The 17182-nt window shown below is 73.5% G+C and carries 17 protein-coding genes; 14 read left to right on the forward strand and 3 right to left on the reverse strand.

All coding sequences use genetic code 11. The features are described from left to right. Positions 1-22: 22 nt before the first annotated feature. The 4 genes from alr (at position 23) to ACZ5VD_RS27805 (ending at position 3261) form a co-directional block, all read left to right on the forward strand. On the forward strand, positions 23-1210 hold the full coding sequence (gene alr / locus ACZ5VD_RS27790) for an alanine racemase (protein WP_468683652.1): 1188 nt from the start codon (positions 23-25) through the stop codon (positions 1208-1210). Beyond that, complete coding sequence (locus tag ACZ5VD_RS27795; protein WP_468547617.1) at positions 1207-2451, forward strand: alpha/beta fold hydrolase; 1245 nt, start codon at positions 1207-1209, stop codon at positions 2449-2451. The genes alr and ACZ5VD_RS27795 overlap by 4 nt, the downstream gene beginning before the upstream one ends. Further along, complete coding sequence (tsaE, locus tag ACZ5VD_RS27800) at positions 2417-2929, forward strand: tRNA (adenosine(37)-N6)-threonylcarbamoyltransferase complex ATPase subunit type 1 TsaE (RefSeq protein WP_468547616.1); 513 nt, start codon at positions 2417-2419, stop codon at positions 2927-2929. Before ACZ5VD_RS27795 ends, tsaE begins: the two co-directional genes overlap by 35 nt. 152 nt (positions 2930-3081) lie before the next feature. Next, a complete protein-coding gene (locus tag ACZ5VD_RS27805; RefSeq protein WP_468683654.1) occupies positions 3082-3261 on the forward strand; it encodes a hypothetical protein in 180 nt (59 codons plus the stop codon). A gap of 16 nt (positions 3262-3277) precedes the next feature. Here the strand turns inward: ACZ5VD_RS27805 and ACZ5VD_RS27810 are convergent, their stop codons facing one another. Then, on the reverse strand, positions 3278-3832 hold the full coding sequence (locus ACZ5VD_RS27810; RefSeq protein WP_468547614.1) for a hypothetical protein: 555 nt from the start codon (positions 3830-3832) through the stop codon (positions 3278-3280). Positions 3833-3955: 123 nt separating this feature from the next. On the opposite strand from ACZ5VD_RS27810, the gene tsaB reads away from it, so the two are divergent. Genes tsaB through ACZ5VD_RS27830 form a run of 4 tightly spaced genes read left to right on the forward strand, consistent with a single transcriptional unit; the run spans position 3956 to position 6486 of the window. After that, a complete protein-coding gene (gene tsaB / locus ACZ5VD_RS27815; RefSeq protein WP_468547613.1) occupies positions 3956-4612 on the forward strand; it encodes a tRNA (adenosine(37)-N6)-threonylcarbamoyltransferase complex dimerization subunit type 1 TsaB in 657 nt (218 codons plus the stop codon). Positions 4613-4653: 41 nt separating this feature from the next. Further along, a complete protein-coding gene (gene rimI / locus ACZ5VD_RS27820) occupies positions 4654-5136 on the forward strand; it encodes a ribosomal protein S18-alanine N-acetyltransferase (RefSeq protein ID WP_468683705.1) in 483 nt (160 codons plus the stop codon). Further along, positions 5129-6232 (forward strand): tRNA (adenosine(37)-N6)-threonylcarbamoyltransferase complex transferase subunit TsaD, encoded by a 1104-nt coding sequence (tsaD, locus tag ACZ5VD_RS27825; RefSeq protein WP_468683655.1) that lies wholly within the window; start codon positions 5129-5131, stop codon positions 6230-6232. The genes rimI and tsaD overlap by 8 nt, the downstream gene beginning before the upstream one ends. Continuing rightward, positions 6229-6486 (forward strand): hypothetical protein, encoded by a 258-nt coding sequence (locus ACZ5VD_RS27830; protein ID WP_468683656.1) that lies wholly within the window; start codon positions 6229-6231, stop codon positions 6484-6486. Before tsaD ends, ACZ5VD_RS27830 begins: the two co-directional genes overlap by 4 nt. A gap of 84 nt (positions 6487-6570) precedes the next feature. Here ACZ5VD_RS27830 and ACZ5VD_RS27835 read toward each other — a convergent pair whose 3' ends face one another. Next, complete coding sequence (locus ACZ5VD_RS27835) at positions 6571-8880, reverse strand: beta-xylosidase/alpha-l-arabinosidase (RefSeq protein ID WP_468547610.1); 2310 nt, start codon at positions 8878-8880, stop codon at positions 6571-6573. Between the two features lie 122 nt (positions 8881-9002). Here ACZ5VD_RS27835 and ACZ5VD_RS27840 point away from each other — a divergent pair, with 122 nt between their 5' ends. The 6 genes from ACZ5VD_RS27840 (at position 9003) to ACZ5VD_RS27865 (ending at position 15935) form a co-directional block, all read left to right on the forward strand. Continuing rightward, a complete protein-coding gene (locus ACZ5VD_RS27840) occupies positions 9003-10064 on the forward strand; it encodes a LacI family DNA-binding transcriptional regulator (protein ID WP_468547609.1) in 1062 nt (353 codons plus the stop codon). An 82-nt stretch (positions 10065-10146) separates the two neighbouring features. Further along, on the forward strand, positions 10147-11487 hold the full coding sequence (locus tag ACZ5VD_RS27845; protein WP_468683657.1) for a glycoside hydrolase family 10 protein: 1341 nt from the start codon (positions 10147-10149) through the stop codon (positions 11485-11487). Between the two features lie 118 nt (positions 11488-11605). Further along, positions 11606-12646, forward strand: coding sequence for an LCP family protein (locus tag ACZ5VD_RS27850; RefSeq protein WP_468683706.1), 1041 nt, complete (start codon positions 11606-11608; stop codon positions 12644-12646). Positions 12647-12713: 67 nt separating this feature from the next. Beyond that, on the forward strand, positions 12714-14117 hold the full coding sequence (locus ACZ5VD_RS27855; RefSeq protein ID WP_468683658.1) for a VCBS repeat-containing protein: 1404 nt from the start codon (positions 12714-12716) through the stop codon (positions 14115-14117). A 160-nt stretch (positions 14118-14277) separates the two neighbouring features. After that, positions 14278-14634, forward strand: coding sequence for a YciI family protein (locus ACZ5VD_RS27860; RefSeq protein ID WP_468547606.1), 357 nt, complete (start codon positions 14278-14280; stop codon positions 14632-14634). Between the two features lie 44 nt (positions 14635-14678). After that, positions 14679-15935, forward strand: a complete 1257-nt coding sequence (locus ACZ5VD_RS27865) for an RNA polymerase sigma factor (protein WP_468547605.1) — start codon at positions 14679-14681, stop codon at positions 15933-15935. Here ACZ5VD_RS27865 and ACZ5VD_RS27870 read toward each other — a convergent pair whose 3' ends face one another. Further along, entirely contained in the window at positions 15936-17111 is a 1176-nt protein-coding gene (locus tag ACZ5VD_RS27870) for a THUMP-like domain-containing protein (RefSeq protein WP_468547604.1), read from the reverse strand. Positions 17112-17182 lie beyond the last annotated feature (71 nt).

Consider the following 17182-nt stretch of genomic DNA (forward strand, 5'->3'; position numbering starts at 1 on the left):
CCTCTGAGACACTGGGGGCGCCATGAATGAGACAGCACCTGCCCCTACCGCCCCGCTGCGGGCCCGCGCCGCGATCGACCTCGCCGCGCTGCGCGCCAACGTGCGGAGCCTGCGGGCCCGTGCGGGCGGGGCGGCCCTGATGGCCGTGGTGAAGTCCGACGGGTACGGGCACGGGGCGGTGCCGTGTGCCCGGGCCGCCGTCGAGGCGGGGGCGACCTGGCTGGGCACGGCCACCCCGGAGGAGGCGCTCGCGCTGCGCGCCGCCGGACTGCCGGAGCACGTCCGGATCATGTGCTGGCTCTGGACGCCCGGCGGACCCTGGCGGGCGGCCATCGACGCCGGTCTCGACGTGGCCGTCAGCGGGATGTGGGCGCTGCGGGAGGTCACCGAGGCGGCCCGCGGGGCGCATGCCCCCGCGCGCGTGCAGCTCAAGGCCGACACCGGGCTGGGGCGCAACGGCTGCCAGCCCGGCGAGGACTGGGCGGAGCTGGTGGCCGAGGCACTGCTCGCCGAGCGGGCCGGGCTGATCCGGGTCACCGGGCTCTGGTCGCACTTCGCCTGCGCCGACGAGCCCGGGCACCCCTCCATCGCCGCCCAGCTCACCCGCTTCCGCGAGATGGTGGCGGACGCGGAGGCGCGGGGCGTGCGGCCCGAGGTGCGGCACATCGCCAACTCGCCGGCCACGCTCACCCTTCCCGATTCCCACTTCGACCTCGTCCGGACCGGGATCGCGATCTACGGCATCTCGCCGAGCCCCGAGATCGGCGGTCCCGCGGACCTCGGACTGCGGCCGGTGATGACGCTGTCGGCGTCCGTCGCCCTGGTCAAGCACGTGCCGGGCGGGCACGGCGTCAGTTACGGCCATCACTACGTCACCCCCGGCGAGACCACCCTCGGCCTCGTCCCCGTCGGCTACGCGGACGGCGTCCCCCGCCACGCCTCCGGCACCGGCCCGGTGCTGGTCGCCGGCAAGTGGCGCACGGTCGCCGGACGGGTCGCGATGGACCAGTTCGTCGTCGACCTCGGGGGCGACGAGCCCGAACCGGGCACCGAGGCCGTGCTCTTCGGGCCCGGCGACCGCGGCGAGCCCACCGCCGAGGACTGGGCACAGGCCGCGGGAACCATCGCGTACGAAATCGTCACCCGCATCGGAACGCGCGTTCCCCGCGTCTATGTGAACGAGGAACAAGCCGAGAGGAGCGGTTCGTGAGCGAGAGCAGCGCGGAGGCCGTCGCGGCCGTCGCCTCCGCCGCGGCGGCGGGCGGCAGCTGGCGGCGGGCGACCGGCATCGCGGGTGCCGCGATAGGGGTGGTCGCCGCGGGCGCGGCCGCCGGCGTGGCCATCGAGCGGCTCACCGTCGGCCGCGGCATACGGCAGAAGGCACGGCTCGCGCTCGACTCGACCGGCCCCTACGGCTCACTGCGCGGCACCCCCGGCAAGGCGTACGCCGACGACGGCACCGAGCTGTACTACGAGGTCGACGACATCGACCCGGACACCGCCGCCGCCTCCCTCGGCCCCCGGCGCCGGCGCCTCTTCGGCCGCAAGGCACCCGCGCCCGTCACCGTCGTCTTCAGTCACGGCTACTGCCTCAACCAGGACTCCTGGCACTTCCAGCGCGCCGCGCTGCGGGGTGTCGTCCGGACCGTGCACTGGGACCAGCGCAGCCACGGCCGGTCCGCGCGCGGGGTGTCCCAGGTGCAGGACGACGTGCCCGTCACCATCGAGCAGCTCGGCCGCGACCTGAAGGCCGTGATCGACGCCGCCGCGCCGGACGGCCCGCTGGTGCTGGTCGGGCACTCGATGGGCGGCATGACCGTCATGGCCCTCGCCGACCAGTACCCCGAGCTGATCGGTGAACGGGTGGTCGCGGTCGCGCTGATCGGAACGTCCTCCGGACGGCTCGGCGAGGTCAACTTCGGGCTCCCGGTCGCGGGCGTCAACGCCGTACGGCGGGTGCTGCCGGGCGTGCTCAAGGCGCTGGGACAGCAGGCCGCCCTGGTGGAGAAGGGGCGCCGGGCCACCGCCGACCTGTTCGCCGGCGTCATCAAGCGCTACTCCTTCGCGTCCCGGGACGTCGACCCCGCCGTCGCCCGGTTCGCCGAGCGGATGATCGAGAGCACACCGATCGACGTGGTCGCCGAGTACTACCCGGCGTTCAACGACCACGACAAGACCGAGGCCCTCGCCCACTTCGGGGAACTGCCGGTGCTCGTGCTGGCCGGCGTCGGCGACCTCGTCACGCCCAGCGAGCACAGCGAGGCCATCGCCGACCTGCTGCCGGACGCCGAGCTGGTGCTCGTGCCGGACGCCGGGCATCTGGTCATGCTGGAACACCCGGAGGCCGTCACCGACCGCCTCGCCGACCTGCTCACCAGGGCGGGTGCCGTACCGGCAGGAGCTACCGTGGGCGGTTATGGAAGCACCGACAGCGCCGCACGACCCGGCTGACACCGAGCTGACCGTCACCTCCCCCGAGCAGATGCGCGAGGTGGGCCGCCGCCTGGCCCCACTGCTGCGCGCCGGGGACCTCGTGATGCTCACCGGTGAGCTGGGCGCGGGCAAGACGACGCTGACCCGCGGGCTCGGCGAGGGGCTCGGCGTCCGGGGGGCCGTGACGTCCCCGACCTTCGTGATCGCCCGGGTCCATCCGTCGCTGGGCGACGGGCCGCCCCTGGTGCATGTCGACGCGTACCGGCTCGGCGGCGGTCTCGACGAGATGGAGGACCTCGACCTCGACGTCTCGCTGTCCGACTCGGTGATCGTCGTGGAGTGGGGCGAGGGCAAGGTCGAGGAGCTGACCGAGGACCGGCTGGCGCTCGTCATCCACCGGGCCGTCGGCGACACCACGGACGAGGTGCGGCACGTGACGCTGACCGGGCTGGGCGAGCGGTGGGCGGCGGTGGACCTGAGCGTGCTGTCGGCGTGAACGGAGACCGACGTCCGTGGACCTCACCCGGGCGCGTTCCGACAAGACGTCGGCAAGATATTGCGTTTCGCGTCTTCGCCGTGGTCACATGGTACCCAGATCGTGGTTAGGTCTACCTAACCACGCCCGCCCCCGATCTTCAGGAGGCGTCCATGTCGGCTACCGAGAACAGGCCGGAGCCGCGTTCTGGCCCGGTCGTCGCCGGAGTGTCGATGCGTGACCTGCTGGCGTCCTGCGCCGCCGCCCACGCCGTGTCCACGCCGCCGCGCCTGCCCGACCCGGGGACGGGCCTTCCGCACGCCGAGCAGACCTGCCCGCGGAAGGCCGCCTGAGCGGGTCCCGCCGGTCTCAGCGGATCACCACGACCCGTTCGCCGATCGTCGCGAAGTCCCACATCGCGTCGCCGTCCGCCCGGGACTCCCGGATGCCGCCCGTCCTGGCGGCCGGGGCCGTGGCGGGCGCGGAGCCCCCGACGGCCGCGCTGAAGCCGATCGCCACGCCGTCCACGCCGGTGAAGCGCACGACGTGCTCGATGGGGGTGCCGTCGGTGCCCATGACCGTGTTCGAGCGGGACGTGACCGCGTAGGTCCCCGGGGGCGGGTCGACGGTGCCCGGGGTGACCTCGAAGGTGCGGCTCACCTTGTTCCCGGGGCCGACCAGCCACACCCGGTCGTCGTCCACCGAGTACACGACCCGTTCACCCGTACCGGAGCCGCCGGGCAGCGCGGTGGGGTCGACGGTGCTCCGGGGTGCCTTGGAGGTGGCCGCCGTGGGGGAGTCGCCGCCGACCGCCCTGCCGAGCGAGGCCGGGACGCTCGCCGAGGCCTGGTAGCCGAGGAACCCGACCGTCACCACGGCCGCCACGGTGAGCCCGGTCACGATTGCCGAGCTGCTGCTTGCCACCGTCGTCCACCTCATGCCTCGTGTAGCTCGTGCGGTACGTCCCGCTTTGCCGCGACCGTAGCAGCAGGCGACCACCTGACCTGGACGGCCGTGCCCGGGGCGTGGGAGCCGTAGGCTGTTTGCGTGCTCTTGCTCGCTCTGGATACCGCCACCCCCGCCGTCACCGTCGCGCTCCACGACGGCACGGACGTCATCGCCTCGTCGAGCCAGGTGGACGCGCGCCGGCACGGCGAGCTGCTGCTGCCGGCCGTCGACCGCGTGCTCGCCGAGGCCGGGCTGAAGATCGACGCCGTCACCGGGATCGTCGTAGGGACCGGGCCCGGTCCGTACACGGGTCTGCGCGTCGGGCTGATGACCGCCGACACGTTCGGGCTCGCGCTCGGTGTCCCGGTGTACGGCGTGTGCACGCTCGACGGCCTCGCGTACGCGGCCGACATCGAGCAGGGCCCCTTCGTCGTGGCCACCGACGCCCGGCGCAAGGAGGTCTACTGGGCGACCTACGCCGACTCCCGCACCCGGCTCACCGAGCCGGCCGTCGACCGGCCCGCCGAGATCGCCGACCGGGTGGCCGGGCTGCCGGCCGTCGGCGCGGGCGCGCTGCTCTACCCGGACAGCTTCCCGCGCGCCCACGCACCCGAGCACGTGTCCGCCGCCGCCCTCGCGGCCCTGGCCGCCGGGAGACTGGCCGCCGGCGAGGAACTCCCCGCGCCCCGGCCGCTGTATCTGCGCCGGCCCGATGCCCAGGTCCCCAAGAACTACAAGGTGGTCACCCCCAAGTGACCGACACCGCGACCGACACCGTGACGCCCCGACTGCGCGAGATGCGCTGGTGGGACATCGATCCCGTGCTGGAACTGGAGCGCGACCTCTTTCCCGAGGACGCCTGGTCGCGCGGGATGTTCTGGTCCGAGCTGGCCCACGCGCGCGGCGCGGAGGCGACCCGGCGATACCTCGTGGCCCAGGAGGGCGACCGGCTCGTGGGATACGCGGGTCTGGCCTCCGCCGGGGACCTGGCCGACGTCCAGACCATCGCGGTCGCCCGCGACCGCCAGGGCACCGGCCTCGGCGGACGGCTGCTGACCGAACTGCTGCGGGCCGCCACCGCCTTCGAATGCGCCGAGGTCATGCTGGAGTGCCGGGTCGACAACCTGCCCGCCCAGAAGCTCTACGAGCGCTACGGCTTCGTCCCCATCGGTTTCCGACGCGGCTACTACCAGCCGGGCAACGTGGACGCCCTGGTGATGCGCCGGACCGACCCCGCCCCATCCGTCACCGGCGTACAAGGAACCGAGATCCATGGCTGACGAACCCCTGGTCCTGGGGATCGAGACCTCCTGCGACGAGACCGGTGTCGGCATCGTCCGGGGCACCACCCTGCTGGCCGACGCCATCGCGTCCAGCGTCGACGAGCACGCCCGCTTCGGCGGGGTCGTGCCGGAGGTGGCCTCCCGGGCGCACCTGGAGGCGATGGTCCCGACCATCGAGCGGGCGCTGAAGGAAGCGGGGGTGAGCCCGCGGGACCTGGACGGCATCGCCGTCACCGCCGGTCCGGGGCTCGCGGGCGCGCTGCTGGTCGGCGTCTCGGCGGCGAAGGCGTACGCCTACGCGCTGGGCAAGCCGCTGTACGGCGTCAACCACCTGGCCTCGCACATCTGCGTGGACCAGCTGGAGCACGGGGCGCTGCCGGAGCCGACGATGGCACTGCTGGTGTCCGGCGGCCACTCCTCGCTGCTGCTGTCGTCCGACATCACCTCCGACGTCCGCCCGATGGGCGCGACCATCGACGACGCGGCCGGCGAGGCCTTCGACAAGATCGCCCGGGTGCTGAACCTGGGCTTCCCGGGCGGCCCGGTCATCGACCGGTACGCGAAGGAGGGCGACCCGAAGGCCATCGCGTTCCCGCGCGGTCTGACCGGCCCGCGCGACGCGGCGTACGACTTCTCCTTCTCCGGTCTGAAGACGGCCGTGGCCCGCTGGATCGAGGCGAAGCGGGCGGCCGGTGAGGAGGTGCCGGTGCGTGACGTGGCGGCCTCCTTCCAGGAGGCGGTCGTGGACGTGCTGACCCGCAAGGCGGTCCGGGCCTGCAAGGACGAGGGCGTCGACCACCTGATGATCGGCGGCGGGGTCGCCGCCAACTCCCGGCTGCGGGTGCTGGCCCAGGAGCGTTGCGAGGCGGCCGGGATCCGGCTGCGGGTACCGCGGCCGAAGCTGTGCACCGACAACGGGGCGATGGTGGCCGCGCTGGGCGCGGAGATGGTGGCGCGGAACCGGCCGGCGTCCGGCTGGGACCTGTCCGCGGACTCGTCCCTGCCGGTGACCGAACCGCACGTGCCGGGCCACTCCCACGACCACGGCCACGACCATGTGCACGAGGTCGGCAAGGAGAACCTCTACTCGTGACGGTCGCGTTGATGTGGGAGGCGCGGGCGGTCGAGGGGCGGGGCGGGGAACTGCTCGCCTGGGCGCGGGCGCGCGAACTTGCCCGGGAGCCCCTGCGCCGGGAGACCCTCCGGGCGCCGGGGGACCGGGTGCTGGTCATCACCTGGTGGGACGCGGCCTACGACGCCGAACTGCCCGAACTGCCCGAGCCGGACGACGACTTGGTCGCCCGCGCGGTGCATCGGTGGCGGTTCGAGTCGGTGGACGCGGACTGACACCGCGCGGGCACAGCGGCGCCTGCCCCTGCCCTCGCACCCCTCGTGCTCCGCGCGCCCGTGCCTCCGCACCCCCGGTGCCGGTCACCCCACCTCCGACACCTCCGTCTCGCAGCGCAGGCGACGGTCCGGGCCCAACTCCCTTACCGGGCCGGTGAGGTCGAGCCGGGCCGTGTGGCGGATGTCCGCGCTCGACATCCCCAACCGCAGTTCCAGCGCGCCCGGTTCGACGACCCTGCGGCCGGTGCGGTCGGTGAAGGCCGAGTGGTCGGTGTGGAAGTGGAAGGTGACGCGGCGGGCCTCGCCGGGTTCCAACGCCAGCCGCCGGTAGCCGATCAGGCGGACGTCGGGCCGGGTCACGGACGCCACCGGGTCGTGCAGATACAGCTGCACGACCTCCGCGCCGGCCCGGTCGCCCGTGTTGCGGACGGTGAGCGAGAGGTCGTGGGTGCCGTCCGTGGTGATCCGGGAAGGCGTTCCCTCGAACTCCTCCCACGCGAACTCCGTGTACGCGCGCCCGTGTCCGAAGGGGTACAGCGGGGTCGGGTCCAGGTTGCTCACCTCCGCCCGCAGGCCCAGCGGCGGCTGGAGGTACGTCCACGGCTGGCCGCCGGGGTCGCGCGGGACGCTCACCGGGAGGCGGCCCGAGGGGTTGACGCGGCCCGACAGCACTCCCGCCACCGCCGGGCCGCCCTCCTCCCCGGGGAAGAACGCCTGGACGACGGCGGCGAGCCGGCCAGCCCAGCGGCCCAGCGCGTAGGGGCGGCCGGTGAGGAGCACGAGGACCACCGGGACGCCGGTCGCCACCAGCGTGTCGAGGAACTCGGCCTGGACGCCCGGGAGCCGGAGGTCGCTCGCGTCGCAGCCCTCGCCCGAGGTGCCGCCGCCGAAGAGGCCCGCCCGGTCGCCCAGCACCGCCACGCAGAGGTCCGCCTCGGCCGTGCGGGCCACCGCCTCCTCGAAGCCGGAGGTGTCGGGGTCCGAGACCCCGCAGCCCTGCGCGAACGTCACCTTGGCGTCCGGGAGTTCGGCGCGCAGCGAGTCCAGGAGGGTGGGGATGTCGATGCCCGTCGGCACCTCGGGGTGGTGGGTGAGGACGTGGGAGGGGAAGGAGTAGCAGCCGAGCATCGCGAGCGAGTCCGCCGCCCTCGGACCGACCACCGCGATCCTGGTGTCCGGGGCCAGCGGGAGCAGGCCGTCTGGGTTGTCCAGCAGGACCACCGACTCCTCGGCGAGCCGGCGGGCCAGTGCGCGGTTCGCCACCGAGTCGAGGTTGATGCGGCCGGCCGGTTCCGGGGTCCAGTCCTCGTCCAGCAGGCCCAGTTCGCACTTCTGGAGCAGGACGCGGTGGGCCGCCCGGTCGATCAGGGCCTCCGGGACCTCGCCCGCCCGTACCGCCTCCAGGAGCGGTTCGCCGTAGCACTTGAGGGTCGGGAGCTCCACGTCGATGCCCGCCGCCAGCGCCGCGTGCGCCGCCTGGGCCGGGTTTCCCGCCACCCGGTGCAGGGTCTGCAGGAAGCCGACGCCGAAGTAGTCGGCGACCACCGTTCCGGTGAACTCCCACTGCCCGCGCAGGAGTTCGGTCAGCAGTGCGGGGTCCGCCGAGGCCGGCACACCGTCCGTGTCGGTGTACGCGGCCATCACCGAGCGGGCACCGCCCTCCCGCAGGGCCATCTCGAACGGCGGGAGCGTGACGTCGGCGAACTCGCGGACACCGGCCCGCACGGGGGCCAGATTGCGGGCGCCCGCCGAGGAGGCGTACCCGGCGAAGTGCTTGAGCGTGGCGATGATCCCGGCCGATTCCAGGCCCCGCACATAGGCGGCGCCGACCGTGCCGACCAGGTACGGGTCCTCGCCGATGGTCTCCTCCACCCGGCCCCAGCGGGGATCGCGTACGACGTCCAGGACCGGGGCGAGGCCCTGGTGGACGCCGACCGAGCGCAGGTCGTGGCCGATGCGGCGGGCCATCTCCTCCACGAGGCCGGGGTCGAAGGTGGCGCCCCAGGCGAGGGGGACCGGGTAGGCGGTGGCCCGCCAGGCGGTGAAGCCGGCCAGGCACTCCTCGTGGGCGAGGGCGGGGATGCCGAAGCGGCCGGCGGCGGTGATACGGCGCTGGGCGCGGGCCAGTGCCTGCGCGCCCAGCGCCGGGTCCACCGGGGCCGTGCCGAAGGGACGGGTGAGCTGGCCGAGGCCGTGGGTGATCAGCTCGTCCCAGTCGAAGTCGGCGGTCATCTCGCGTTGGAGGGGGGCGACCTCGCCGCCGTCGGTCGTGGTGGCGCCCACCCATACGCCGTAGAGCTGGGCGGTCTTCTCCTCCAGGGTCATCCGGGAGAGAAGGTCGTCGACGCGGGCCGCGGCGGGCAGGGCGGGGTCACGCCAGGGGGCGGTGGTCATGTAACTCCTGTCGGGGTGGAGGGCCCTCTCGCGAATGTTTCGAGATGTCATTCGAATGTTTTGGGAACCTAGGGCGGTGAGAGGGGTTCGTCAAGAGGTCGCGCAGGGATACGATCGCCGCCATGACACCCTCGGAGCCCGGTGAAACACGGACGACATCCCCGTCGGCAGGACGGTCCGCGCAGACCGCGACCCTCGCCGAGATCGCCCGCGAGGCCGGCGTCTCGGCACCGACAGTTTCGAAGGTCCTCAACGGACGGGCGGATGTCGCCCCGGCGACCCGCAGCCGGGTGGAGGGGCTGCTGCGCGCACACGGCTACCGGCGCCGGCGTGCCGAGGCGAGCCGCTCCCCCCTGATCGACCTGGTCTTCCACGAGCTGGAGAGCGCCTGGGCGATGGAGGTCATCCGGGGTGTGGAGAACGTGGCCCGGGACGCCGGGCTGAGTGTCGTGCTGAGCGAGAGCGCGGGGCGGCTCACCCCCGGGCGGACCTGGGCCGACCAGGTCGCCGCCCGCCGGCCGCACGGCGTGATCCTGGTGCTGTCCGGGCTCGACGAGTCGCAGCGGGCCCTGCTGGGCAGCCGCTCCATCCCGTTCGTGGTGATGGACCCGGCCGGTGACCCGGGGGCCGACGTGCCCTCGATCGGTGCCACCAACTGGCAGGGCGGCCTCGCCGCCACCCGGCATCTCGTCGAGCTGGGCCACACCCGGATCGGCGCGATCAGCGGGCCGTCCCGGATGATGTGCAGCCGCGCCCGCGTCGACGGGTACCGGGCCGCCCTGGAGACCGCCGGGCTGCCGGTCGACCCCGAGCTGATCACGGCCGGCGACTTCCACCACGAGGCCGGCTACCGGCGTGGCCTGGAACTGCTGCGCCGCCCCGACCGGCCCACCGCCGTCTTCGCCGGCAACGACCTCCAGGCGCTCGGACTGTACGAGGCCGCGCGGGAACTGGGGCTCCGGATCCCGGAGGACCTCAGCGTGGTCGGCTTCGACGATCTGCCGGTCGCGCCCTGGGTGGGGCCGCCGCTGACGACCGTACGACAGCCCCTGACGGAGATGGCGGAGGCCGCCGCCAAGCTGGTTCTCGACCTCGGGCGGCAGGACGCGACCTCGGCGGCGACCCGGGTGGAACTGGCCACGAGCCTGGTGGTGCGCAGCAGTACGGCCGTGGCCGGAAGATGAGGTGTTGACGGGTGGGGTGAGCACCCTCACACTCCTCCGAAGTCAATCGGTTGCACGGCCGAAACTTTCGGAGGCACCCGCAATGAGATCTCTGAGAACCGGCTTGTCCCTCGTCTCCCTCCTGAGCGGCCTCGTACTGCTGGTCGCGGCGCCGGTGGCGAGCGCCGCCGACGAACCCCTCCGGGACCTCGCCGAAGCCAAGGGCAAGGTCATGGGCACGGCGGTCACCGGATCCAAACTCACCGGCACCTACGGCGAGATCGCCGCTCGCGAGTTCAACGCGCTCACCCCCGGCAACGCCATGAAGTGGGGCTCGGTCGAGCCGAGCCGGGGAAGTCTCGACTGGACCGAGGCCGACCAGATCGTCGCCTTCGCGGAGGCCAACGCACAGCAGGTGCGCGGCCACACCCTGGTCTGGCACAGCCAGAACCCGGACTGGCTGGCGAACGGCACCTGGACCGCCGCCGAGCTGAGCGGCCTGATGAAGGACCACATCGCGCTGGAGGTCGGCCGCTACAAGGGCCGCCTCGCCACCTGGGACGTGGTCAACGAGCCGTTCAACGAGGACGGCACCTACCGCCAGACCCTCTGGTACAACGGCCTCGGCGCCGACTACATCGCCCAGGCCCTGACCGCCGCCCGCGCCGCCGACCCGGCCGCCAAGCTGTACATCAACGACTACAACGTCGAGGGTGTCAACGCGAAGAGCACCGCCCTGTACAACCTGGTCAGGTCCCTGAAGGAGCGCGGGGTCCCGATCGACGGGGTCGGGCTCCAGGCCCACCTCATCCTCGGCCAGGTGCCGTCCACCCTCCAGCAGAACATCCAGCGCTTCGCCGACCTCGGCGTGGACGTGGCGATCACCGAGCTGGACATCCGGATGCAGCTGCCCTCGGACAGCGCGAAGCTGACCCAGCAGGCCGCCGACTACAAGGCGGTCGTCGGCGCCTGTGTGGCGGTGGCCCGGTGCGTCGGCGTCACGGTGTGGGGCTTCACCGACTCCGACTCCTGGATCCCCTCGACCTTCCCGGGGCAGGGCGCGGCGACCCCGTACGACGAGAACTTCGCGCCGAAACCGGCGTACGACGCCATCGCCGTGGCGCTCGGCGGGACCACGACCCCGCCGACGGGCGCCTGCACGGCCAGCTACGGCGTGAGCAGCCAGTGGAACACCGGCTTCACGGGGCAGGTGACGATCGCCTGTTCCAGGGCCGCGCTGTCGTCCTGGAAGGTCGGCTGGACGTACGGCGCGGGCCAGCGGCTCACCCAGGCCTGGAACGCGACCTGCGCCCAGTCCGGGTCGGCCGTCAGCTGCTCCAACGCCTCCTACAACGGGACGGTGCCGGACGGCGGGTCGGTGACCTTCGGGTTCAACGGGTCGTGGAGCGGGAGCAACCCGGTGCCGGTGGTGACGCTGGGGTGACCGGGGCGAGTGACCGGGGCCTGAGAAAGGTGAGATTTTCCGAAGAAAAGCGTCTCTCGTCCCCCGACCTAACATTCTCCTAATAATTCACACATACGTTCCTCGCGTGACCGGAGACATGGAGAACGGCGAGGGCGGACGAAGAGACCGGCGGTCGAGAGCGCTCAAGGCCGCCGGTCTCACCCTCGCGGGCGCGCTGGTCCTGGGTGTCGCCGCGGCCGGCTGGGCGTACTGGCACCTCAACAGCAACATCAAGAGCGTCGACATCAACAACGCGCTCGGTGACGACCGCCCGGCGAAGGCCGTGAGGGCCCCGGCCCCGTCCGGTACCGCGTCGGCCTCCCCGCTGCCCACCGGGGCACTGAACATCCTGGTCCTCGGCTCGGACTCGCGCAGCGGCAAGGAGAACCAGGCCCTCGGCGGCGGCGACAGCTCCGGCGCCCGCTCCGACACCGCGATGGTGGTGCACCTCGACGCCGGCCGCACCGAGGCCACCGTGGTCAGCATCCCGCGCGACACGCTCGTCACCCGGCCGTCCTGCCCGCTGTCGTCCGGCGGATCGACGGCGGTGTCGTACCACTCGATGTTCAACAGCGCCTATTCGGTGGGCGGGCCGGTGTGCGCGGTCAAGACGGTCGAGGCGATCACCGACGTCCGCATGGACCACTACATCGAGATCGACTTCGCGGGCTTCGCGCAGCTCGTCGACGCGCTCGGCGGGGTCACCGTCACCACCGAGGAGGACATCGACGACGACGACAGCCACCTGAAGCTGGACGCCGGGACCCATGAACTCGACGGCGAGCAGGCCCTCGCGCTGGCCCGCACCCGGCACGGCATAGGCGACGGCAGCGACCTGGGCCGCATAGGCCTGCAGCAGAAGCTGGTGAAGGCGCTGCTGGAACAGATCGCCTCGACGAACCTGCTCTCCGACCCGGCCCGGCTCTACCGGGTCGCCGACGCGGTCACCGGCAGCCTCACCACCGACACCGGCCTCGACTCGCTGACCGAGCTGACGCGCCTCGGCGAGAGCCTCAAGGGCCTGTCGTCGGACCAGGTGAAGACGGTGACCATGCCGGTGGTGGCGGCCCCCTCGGACCCGAACCGGGTGGTGGCGGACGAGCCGGAGGCGAGCGAACTGTGGGAATCGCTGCGCTGAGGCAACCGTCAGGGGGGTTCGCGGGTCTCGTCCGGTGAGGGCGTCGCCGTCGTGAGGGGGTTTTCCCGTGGTGCTGCTGCGTTCGTCCACCCCCTGGACCGTGCCGCTCGTCGCGGGCCTGCTCGCGCTGGGCGGGCTCCCGCCGGAGCTGCCGGACCGCCCGGCGGACGCCAGGTCCGCCCCGGTCCATGACGACTTCGACGGCGACGGCTATCCGGACCTCGCCATCGGTGCCGCCGGGGCCACCGTGGGCGGCCGGAAGGCCGCCGGGTACGTGACGGTCCTGCACGGCGGACCGCGGGGCCTCTCCGCCGCGAGCCGGCGGACGGTCATCAGCCGCGCCACGGCCGGCATCCCGGGCGCCCCCGTGGCCGACCAGGGCTTCGGCGCCCAGCTCTCCAAGGGCGACCTGAACGGCGACGGGTACGCGGACCTCGTCGTCGGGCTCGCCCGGCGCAACGGCGACGCGACGATCGTCTGGGGCGGTCGCAAGGGCCTCACCGGCGGCACGTCCGTCCCCGCCACCAACACCCAGACAGGCGACTTCGACGGCGACGGCGGACTCGACCTCGCCCTGTTCCGCACCGACCGCGCCATGGGCGACGACCCCGTCGGCAGCACCGGCACCGTCTGGACCGGCCCGCTCACCCGCTCCGGCACCCCGGCCCGCAAGACCCCCCTGGACCCCGCACACCTCAAGTACTACGACGTCCAGGGCGGCGCCACCGGCGACGTGAACGGCGACGGACGCGACGAACTCGCCCTGCACCTCTACTGCGGCGAGGGAGGCTCCTGCACCCGCTTCTACACCGGCTCCCCGGCCGGCCTCACCGACGCGACCGACACGATCCCCGCCGAGTCCGGGGCGGTCGCGTTCGGCGACGTGAACGGCGACGGGTACGACGACTTCCTCATCGGCTCCACCGCCGACGACGCCGGGGCGCTCACCGTCGCCCCCGGCTCGGCCGCCGGACTGACACCCGAGGACGACTGGACGTCGTACTCCCAGAACACCCCGGGCGTGCCGGGGACGGCCGAGACCAACGACGGCTTCGGCCGGACCCTGGCCGTCGGCGACCTCACCGGCGACGGCATCGACGACGTGGCCGTCGGCGCGACCGGCAAGGAGCTCGGGTACGAGGACGAGGCGGGCGCGGTCGTCGTCCTGCACGGCAGCCGCTCGGGCCCGACCGGCACCGGCGCCCAGCTCCTCACCGAGGACACCCCGGGCGTCCCCGGCACCGCCGAGTCCGGCGACACCTTCGGCAGCGCCCTCCGCCTCCTCGACACCGACGACGACGGGTACGCCGACCTGGCTGCCGCCGCGGTGGGGGAGAACGCCGGGGACGGGCGGGTCTACGTCCTGCGGGGGCGGCCCGCGGGGGTGGCGACCGGCGGGGCCCGGATGCTCGGCGGGAAGGCGCTCGGGGTGAGCGGGGCGAAGGCGGGGTTCGGGGGCGCGCTGCGGTAGGGGCGGGACGTAGGCCGGGGCCGGTCGGGGGCGCGGACGGGGGCGGCGGAAAGAATCTCGAAGAGATTCCGTCGAGGCTGTCGATCCGGGCCCGTCCCGATCGACGCAGGGGTGAGAGGCCGGGAACAGCCCGGCCCCGTCGCACAAGGAGGCGGGCACCATGCCGCGCTATCTCTCCCTGGTCCGGATCGACGAGTCCACCGCCCCCGCCGAGGGCCCCAGCCCCGAGCTGATGCGGCGGATGGGCGAGCTGCTCGACGAGATGACGAAGGCCGGCGTCATGCTGGACACGGCAGGGCTGACGCCGGCCGCGCAGGGCACGCGGGTGCACTGGGCGGGCGGGCAACTGTCGGTCACGGACGGGCCGTTCACCGAGTCCAAGGAGGTCGTCGGCGGCTACGCGATCGTCCAGGCCAAGGACCAGGCCGAGGCCGTCGAGTGGACCAAGCGGTTCCTGAAGGTGCACGAGGAGCACTGGACGGTGACCTGCGAGGTGCGGGAGATCGCCGAGGGCTGATCCCTCCTTGGCGGCAGCCTCCCGCGGGTGTCTGATGGTGGGCTGTGACCCCACAGCCCACCGCCGACCCGCGCACGGCCGTCGAGACGGTCTTCCGCATCGAGGCGCCCCGCATCATCGCCGGCGTCGCCCGTATCGTCCGGGACGTCGGCATCGCCGAGGAACTGGCCCAGGACGCGCTGGTCGCCGCCCTGGAACGGTGGCCCCGGGAGGGGGTGCCCGACAACCCGGGCGCCTGGCTCACGGCCACCGCCCGGCACCGTGCCGTCGACCTGATCCGCCGCAAGGAGAACTACGCCCGCAAGCTCGCCGAGATCGGCCGCGACCTGTCGGACACGGCCCCGCCCCAGGAGCCCGCCGACCCCGAGGACATCGACGACGACCTGCTCCGCCTGGTCTTCACCACCTGCCACCCGGTCCTGTCGGCCGAGGCCCGCACCGCCCTCACCCTGCGCCTGCTCGGCGGCCTGACCACCCCCGAGATCGCCCGCGCGTTCCTGGTGCCGGAGGCGACCGTCGCCCAGCGCATCGTCCGCGCCAAGCGGACCCTCGCCACGAAGAACATCGCCTTCGAAGTGCCGTACGGACCGGACCGCGAGGCCCGCCTCGGCTCCGTCCTCGACGTCATCTACCTGATCCACAACGAGGGGTACGCCGCCACGGCCGGCGACGACTGGCTGCGCCCGGGACTGTGCGAGGACGCCCTGCGGCTGGCCCGCGTGCTGTCCGCCCTGATGCCGAAGGAGCCCGAAGTCCACGGCCTGACCGCCCTGTTGGAGTTCCAGACCTCCCGCGCGGCCGGCCGCACCGGCCCGGCAGGCGAGCCCGTCCTCCTCAAGGACCAGGACCGCCGCCGCTGGAACCGCATGCTCATCGCCCGCGGCATCACCGCCCTCGACCGCGCCGACGCCACGGCGGCCGGCGCCCCGGGCCCGTACGCCCTCCAGGCGGGCATCGCCGCCTGCCACGCGACGGCGTACTCCTACGAGGACACCGACTGGCGGGCCATCGCCACCCTGTACGGCCTGCTCGCCGTCCGCACGCCCTCCCCGGTCGTCGAACTCAACCGCGCGGTCGCCGTGTCGATGGCGGACGGTCCGGGCCCGGCGCTGGAGATCGTGGACGCCCTGGCCGCCGAACCGGCCCTGCGCGACTACCACTTGCTGCCGAGCGTGCGCGGAGACCTGCTGCTGAGGCTGGGGCGCGGGCAGGAGGCGCGGGCCGAGTTCGTCCGGGCGGCGGAGCTGACGGGCAACGCGCGGGAACGGGAGCTGCTGCTCGGGCGCGCGGCGGAGTCCTGATCAGGCCGGGTGCCCCAGCAGCATGGTCGGCGCCCCGGCGACCCGGGTCAGGAACACGGTCGCCGAGTGCGGCCCGTTCGATCTGGGCAGCGCCTTCCGCCGCAGCTCCTCCGGCTCGACCGCCGACCCCCGCTTCTTCACGGTCAGGATGCCGACCTGCCGCTCCCGCAGCAGCGCCCTCAACTTCTTCACGTTGAAAGGGAGTTGATCGGTGATCTCGTAGGCGGAGGCGTACGGGGTCGGCCGCAGTCCGTCGGACGTGATGTACGCGATGGTCTCGTCGACGAGCCCGCCGTCGAGCTCCTCGGCGACCTCGGCGACCAGGTGGGCGCGGATGGCGGCGCCGTCGGGTTCGTACAGGTACCGGCCCACGGGGCGGACCCGGGGGTCGGGCAGGCCCCGGCCGAGGAGGGTCCGCGGGCCCGGCAGCAGGGTCGCCCGGACGCCCCCGGCGGGCCTCCCGGTCCCGAACCACAGCACGGCTTCCTTCACGTCTCCGCCGTCCGAGATCCACTCGGCCTCGGCCTCCGCGGGGACGGCCTCGTGCGGGATGCCGGGGGCGACCTTCAGCGCGGCGGCGCGGGACGCCGTACGAGCGGCCCGGACGGCCCAGGACAGCGGGGGCGAGTACGCCTCGGGGTCGAAGATCCGGCCGCGTCCGCCGCGTCGTGCGGGATCGACGAACACGGCGTCGTAGTCGCCGGTGTCCACGTCCGTCACGTCCGCCTCCCGCACCTCGATCAGCTCGCCGAGCCCCAACGCCTCGGCGTTGGCCCGCGCCACCGCGACCGTCGCCGGATCCCGGTCCACCGCGAGCACCCGGATCCCCGCCCGCGCCAGCGCGATGGCGTCCCCGCCGATCCCGCAGCACAGGTCGGCGACGGACCGCACCCCCAGTGCCGCGAAGCACCCGGCCCGGTACGTCGCCACGCTCGCCCGCGTCGACTGCTCGACCCCGTTCGGCGTGAAGAACATCCGCCCGGCGTCCTGAGCGTCGAACTTCGCCGCCGCCCGCTGCCGCAGCCGGGCCTGCCCGAGCGCCGCGGAGACCAGGGCGGCGGGATGCTCGCGGCGCAGCCGGGTGGCGACGGCGAGTTCGTCGGCGGGGGCGGTGGCACGCACGGCGTCGAGGAGGGCGCGGCCTTCGGGGGTGAGGAGCGGAGCGAGGTCGTTCACCGGCTCATTGTGGGCCAGTCGGTGGACGGTGTGCCGCCGGTGGCGGTGTCGGCCGGGGTTCGCGGGGGCGT

This window comes from Streptomyces sp. NPDC032822 (assembly GCF_055578825.1).

Excerpts from the sequence above, each read along its gene's own strand:
- tsaD (WP_468683655.1), top strand. The coding sequence starts at position 5,129 with ATGGCTGACGAACCCCTGGTCCTGGGGATCGAGACCTCCTGCGACGAG.
- alr (WP_468683652.1), top strand. The coding sequence starts at position 23 with ATGAATGAGACAGCACCTGCCCCTACCGCCCCGCTGCGGGCCCGCGCC.
- tsaE (WP_468547616.1), top strand. The coding sequence starts at position 2,417 with ATGGAAGCACCGACAGCGCCGCACGACCCGGCTGACACCGAGCTGACC.
- ACZ5VD_RS27840 (WP_468547609.1), top strand. The coding sequence starts at position 9,003 with ATGACACCCTCGGAGCCCGGTGAAACACGGACGACATCCCCGTCGGCA.
- ACZ5VD_RS27805 (WP_468683654.1), top strand. The coding sequence starts at position 3,082 with ATGTCGGCTACCGAGAACAGGCCGGAGCCGCGTTCTGGCCCGGTCGTC.
- ACZ5VD_RS27835 (WP_468547610.1), bottom strand. The coding sequence starts at position 8,880 with ATGACCACCGCCCCCTGGCGTGACCCCGCCCTGCCCGCCGCGGCCCGC.
- ACZ5VD_RS27860 (WP_468547606.1), top strand. The coding sequence starts at position 14,278 with ATGCCGCGCTATCTCTCCCTGGTCCGGATCGACGAGTCCACCGCCCCC.
- ACZ5VD_RS27850 (WP_468683706.1), top strand. The coding sequence starts at position 11,606 with ATGGAGAACGGCGAGGGCGGACGAAGAGACCGGCGGTCGAGAGCGCTC.
- ACZ5VD_RS27845 (WP_468683657.1), top strand. The coding sequence starts at position 10,147 with ATGAGATCTCTGAGAACCGGCTTGTCCCTCGTCTCCCTCCTGAGCGGC.
- rimI (WP_468683705.1), top strand. The coding sequence starts at position 4,654 with ATGCGCTGGTGGGACATCGATCCCGTGCTGGAACTGGAGCGCGACCTC.